1 protein-coding gene is annotated in these 527 nt (G+C 42.1%); it reads right to left on the bottom strand.

What is annotated here, in order from left to right:
- The coding region (locus FBT53_RS16000; protein ID WP_136952184.1) for a VCBS repeat-containing protein at positions 1 to 527 on the bottom strand (527 nt) is incomplete at both ends.

Below are 527 nucleotides of genomic sequence, written 5' to 3'. Positions count from 1 at the left end.
ATAGCCATCTGGTAGCCTGCAGCAGCATCATAAACACCTCCTGCTATTCCTGCCAAAAATGGTTCACTATAGTCTGTATCTCCAGTATCTATATTGGTATGTATGGTAAAGTTTCCTGTGCCATTATTCTCTGCCCATACCATTGCCGAACTAGTATATGCCCCTTGGGTTCCCAACAAATCCATATCGCCATCTCCGTCAAAGTCGTACACATGAGCTACATTGTTAAATGGGGAACCTATAGTACTCCTAACCCAATCACCAGAGGCTGTCCCTGGATTTTTGTACCACCAAGCTCCAGTAACTATATCTTTTAAACCATCCCCGTCTAAATCGTGGTCCGCTAAAATATACACTGATCGGTGTGCCAATTCTGATTCTTCTAATTCATGAACTTCCCATTCTGATGGAAATGGCAACTCGTTACAAACTAAGGTATCTGTAACGTTTATCGTTACTTCATCCCATATTCCTGTTGGGGTATGGTTAGGGTTAAACAGTTCTAACCGTATAGTGTATTCTCCTTC

Source organism: Flavobacterium sp. ASW18X, assembly GCF_005144745.1.
Taxonomy (GTDB): Bacteria; Bacteroidota; Bacteroidia; order Flavobacteriales; family Flavobacteriaceae; genus Croceivirga.
Note: the sequence above shows the minus strand (reverse complement) of the source record. Positions and strands in the feature narration are given on the sequence as shown.